This is a genomic window from Candidatus Zixiibacteriota bacterium (assembly GCA_040753495.1).
GTDB lineage: Bacteria > Zixibacteria > MSB-5A5 > GN15 > PGXB01 > DYGG01.
This window is the reverse complement of the sequence record JBFMEF010000175.1, coordinates 16,238-20,554: the sequence shown is the minus strand read 5'-3', so window position 1 is coordinate 20,554 and position 4,317 is coordinate 16,238. Positions and strand designations below refer to the sequence as shown.

At 49.9% G+C, this 4,317-nt stretch carries 5 protein-coding genes; 3 read left to right on the top strand and 2 right to left on the bottom strand.

Annotated elements, in window-relative coordinates; all coding sequences use genetic code 11:
• Positions 1-132: 132 nt before the first annotated feature.
• Positions 133-1,512: a DUF4139 domain-containing protein gene (locus AB1690_11540; protein ID MEW6015944.1), complete on the bottom strand. Its 1,380-nt coding sequence runs from the start codon at positions 1,510-1,512 to the stop codon at positions 133-135.
• An 86-nt stretch (positions 1,513-1,598) separates the two neighbouring features.
• On the opposite strand from AB1690_11540, the gene AB1690_11535 reads away from it, so the two are divergent.
• Genes AB1690_11535 through AB1690_11525 form a run of 3 tightly spaced genes read left to right on the top strand, consistent with a single transcriptional unit; the run spans position 1,599 to position 3,071 of the window.
• Positions 1,599-1,787, top strand: a complete 189-nt coding sequence (locus AB1690_11535) for a hypothetical protein (GenBank protein ID MEW6015943.1) — start codon at positions 1,599-1,601, stop codon at positions 1,785-1,787.
• An 8-nt stretch (positions 1,788-1,795) separates the two neighbouring features.
• Positions 1,796-2,518: a CDP-alcohol phosphatidyltransferase family protein gene (locus AB1690_11530; protein ID MEW6015942.1), complete on the top strand. Its 723-nt coding sequence runs from the start codon at positions 1,796-1,798 to the stop codon at positions 2,516-2,518.
• 10 nt (positions 2,519-2,528) lie between these two features.
• Positions 2,529-3,071 (top strand): GNAT family protein, encoded by a 543-nt coding sequence (locus tag AB1690_11525; protein MEW6015941.1) that lies wholly within the window; start codon positions 2,529-2,531, stop codon positions 3,069-3,071.
• Positions 3,072-3,112: 41 nt separating this feature from the next.
• Here AB1690_11525 and AB1690_11520 read toward each other — a convergent pair whose 3' ends face one another.
• Positions 3,113-3,856, bottom strand: coding sequence for a hypothetical protein (locus AB1690_11520; protein MEW6015940.1), 744 nt, complete (start codon positions 3,854-3,856; stop codon positions 3,113-3,115).
• Positions 3,857-4,317 lie beyond the last annotated feature (461 nt).

The window sequence follows — 4,317 nt, the reverse complement described above, 5'->3', positions numbered from 1 at the left end:
GATTAAAGTTACTACAATATGTTTATAATTCCGCATTGGCTCCTCCCATGCAGGGTTCTGTTTTATTTCTCATAACAGTCCGCCAATCTAATATCTTATTCTCAGGGTGTCAACCCAAATTGAGCAACGCCCTCACGATGTCCGCGCGGTGAAATTAAGTAGAACCGTTTCATTGGCTTTCACCGGTATCTTGAAAATTATAGTGTTGGCGTCCTCCTTCTCAAATTCAAAATTGCTGTTGAGAATCTTCCACTCTCCCCAGAGTTTCTTTTTCACATTGATGGTAATATCCTCTTTCTTGTGGTTGCGAAGGCTGATTTCGTAACTGCGCTCTTCCACCCGGTCGGAAATCCGCTCATAGTTGGTCACCTTCTCCGAGGCGGAAACATCAAAGGCAAATCCAATCTTGAGATTTACTTTTTCATCTTTGGGGGTATGCTTTATCCGGTCTTCACCCAAAAGCACCATTGAGCCATCGGAATCGGCTTTGAAAGCGCGGACGCGCCCGGCCGGAAGCGGTATCCCCAGACCATCCTGTCTGGAATTGACAAAGCGCAATTCCACCCGCACTTTCTGGGCATTCAATTCCGGCTCATAATGGAATTCCTTGGTAACCGCGGTCCGGGCCGGCTCAAAAAGTGAAATCTGTTTGATTTCATTATTCGCCAGGGTTGCCTTGCGGGGCAGGGTGTACAGATGGTACTCAAAAAACTCCTTTTCTTCAAATCCGGCGACACTTGCCTTTGCCATCATCTGAGCATCCGCCTCATACATCTCTCTGAATCGTGGCTGCGCCACCCGGCTGATATCGCCGGCAATTAACTTTAGAGTGGCATCTTTGAAAGTCGCCCCGGAGTTGTTGGTAATCGACGACCATCCGCTCACGTCCAGCATTTTCTCATCATCGGAAAGTATCGCCACATACTCCGCCATCCAGTTCATCCCGCCGGTCTGATAACTGACATCGCAAAGCGCTCTGCCGCTGAAATTGGACTCATACAGCCAGAAAAGGGTGGGACGGGTTATCAAACCTTCCGGAAGTTGCGGGAAATTGGTGTTGGTAATCTGGTCCATCCGGACAATCTGAATCTTCCCCGATTTCTCCTTCAGGACCACCGCCCCGCCGGAAAAGGAAAGGAGTGTTCCGCTGAATATCTTGCCGTCCTTGTCAATCAGGTCAACTTCCTTGTCAATATATTTGGCGTAGATTTTTTCCGGGGAGACCAGGTCATAAGCGTAGTTCTGTTCCAGAATTGCGGCCGATCTGTTTTTGTCGGCAAGTTCAAATCCGACCGAGGTGGCGTCAATCATCGATGGGACATCAACAAAGGAAAGCATCCCCTGGCCCTTCTTGAATTCCAGTTCCCGTCTTTCCCGCACCACCCCCAGGTTGCTGTTGTAAATAGTGACGGCAACCTCATCAGCCAGCGCCGCGCCGCAAAGAATCATAATTGCCGCCGCAATAACCGAATTTAGAGACTTTCTTTTCACACCGACTCCTTTCTTTATCATTATACAATCCTGTCTTGATTTCCTTCCCGAAACTTCTTATTGACAATTGCCATTTGTCTTTTGAATCTATTATCTTTGAATATCTTATGGAAGAAAAAAATGCTGGAATCAAGATGTCGGACAGCTGCCCGCTGCCTTCTGAGAATTCCGCCATTGTCTATATAAAGGAAGGGCAATTATGTCCTAATTGCCGTTTCGCCAAACTGGTGAAAGAGCCGGGGAATATTATCCGATGCCCCATCTGCGGTTACGGCAATGGGGCGGGTTGCACCTGATAATTAAAATGACCGCCGGTACGGCGGATGAGAAACAAACCATGGTTGTCAGTACCGATACCAAGTACGGAATTGATTTGAAAGATATTTTTCTTCTGCCGAATCTTCTTTCTCTGTCGCGGGTGCTTCTGGCGCCGGCCATTATCTATTTCATCGCGGGAAAAACCGAGCAGGATATCATTATCGGCATCATCCTTATGGCGGTGGCCGGGTTCTCGGACTATTTTGACGGCTTCTTCGCGCGACGGCGCGGTCAAATAAGCCAACTCGGTATCATCCTCGACCCGTTAGCCGATAAGATATTCGCCGCCGCTCTGATTATCGCCCTTCTTCGGTACCGCGAGTTTCCGCTTTGGATGGCAGCCGCCGTCATCGCACGTGACCTGCTGATTATTTTCGCCGGTTCGCTTCTGCTGGGAAAGAAACGGCCGACCCTCCCCTCGAACCTGACCGGCAAATATTACTTCGCCTCGCTGGCGCTTCTGATTTTCTGCTATGTCGTCATTTTTCCTTCAGGAGAAAAACTTCTCCTGATAATTACATCAATTCTGCTGGTCGCCTCTTCGGTCAATTACGGACGGCTTTTCCTGCGAGTATCCAGAGGGGAAGAGCCCCCGGTTTTCAAAGACCGGCCGATTTACAGATTCCTTCGCTCCTCCGGAACGGCCGTTATTTGTATCTATGGAATCATAAAATTTTATCAGGAAGTACTCCTGCGAATCATAAAGTAAGGGAGTGGCTATGTTGAAACTGGAAGGGAACAATATCTATCTGCGGCCGGTGCGACCGTCTGACGCCGAGTCAATCTACCGCTACGCCCGCCATCGGGAAATCAGCCGTTACACCTATGTCCCATTTCCGTACCGTCGGGAAGACTCATACGCTTTCCTCAAATCGCTGCGCCGCTGGAGAAAAAAAGGAACTTCGGAAGTATTCGGAATCATCGATAAAAGCTCGCATCGGCTGCTGGGGTTGATTGGGATGCATCGGATAGACAGAGTCAACAGGCGGGTCGAAATCGGATACTGGCTGGGCAAAGAGCATTGGGGAAAAGGATTCACCTCGGAAGCGGTCCGGCTGGTGGTCCGTTACGCCTTCAAAGAAATGAAACTTCAGAAAGTAGTTGCCCGGGTCTGGCACCCCAATATCGCATCGGCGAAACTCTTGCAGAAATGCGGCTTCAAACTCGAAGGGCGGCTCCGACGCCAGACCTTCCGCAACAATCGGTGGTATGATGAGTTCATGTTCGGGATATTGAAGAGGGAATATGGAGTGAGGCGATGATTCGGCTCCAGGGGTAAGAATCGTCTTGAGCCCAAATTCAATCAATCGCTCAGTTTCTGCCCGGTCCAGGGGCAGTAGTTCCAGGAGACATGCGCTTCTTTGCCATTGGGGCATTTTCTCGGGACAAAGAGCGAATTGAGGGGGAACTCGATACCACAATTGACCACTTTTCCTTCCGACTGCGTCAGACTCACACTCAATCGTCCAAGTCGATAAGGGTCAATCAACCGCGCATCCGGATGATTACGGTCGGGAAGCACGAAGAAATGCATATTGGCGCCCAAATTCCCCATCGCCGCCTTCAAAATCGGCTTAAAAACACCCAGGATTACTTCCAGTTCCGAGGGAAGGTCGGCAATGACAGTCACCTCCTGCGCGGCGCCGGCGCTGTCGGTTACTGAGACATACATCCCCTGCCGCACTTTTTCTTCGGGATAGAAGTCGAAACTACCGAAAGCGCCGATATCGGCTTGACAAATAGAGATGACAGAATAGTCGCGAATCGCCTCCAGATACGCCACTTTGTCCGCTTCACTGATGGAACTGTCGCTGGCGAATACCCCTTTCCAGAACTCCAACGGTATCCACCAGACTATATTCAGCCGGTCGGCTTCGTTCGGCGGTTGCACCTGGGTTTCGCCGACCAGGGCATTTATATCGACCTGGTGCGGCTCTTTCTTCTGAAGGCAGTTAGCCGGGGAATAAAACAGCGGAATGGCGGACAGAATTATGAAAAGGGCGAAGAAATATCGGATAATTCTTATGGAACGGTATTGTCCAAGCATAATTGCCTCCGGGCTAATTGAGTTTCTGTAAATGGCGCCTGAATATTATTTCGACAGAAATTGAATGAATTAAACAGTTCTTGTCAACTATCAATCCCCCCACATTCCCCTTGACTTAATCTGCCGGAAACCTTTATTCACTTTGATTGTTCATGGACAGTAATGTGGATTTTTGATGTCCATTTGCACAGCCTCGGATACCAGTAGGGGCAGGGTTTATCCCTGCCCGCGAAATGCCGCGAAGCGGTATTTCACTCGGACGACCGCGAGGGTCGCCCCTACAATACGAGAAACCGACTCTATTGAAGGTGCGTACCGACAGTAGGGACCAGTAGGGCAGGGTTTATCCCTGCCCGCGAAATGCCGCGAAGCGGTATTTCACTCGGGCGACCGCGAGGGTCGCCCCTAACGCACAAATGACGACGGGACCAAAACAGGAATGCTGAAACTTGACGTCCAGA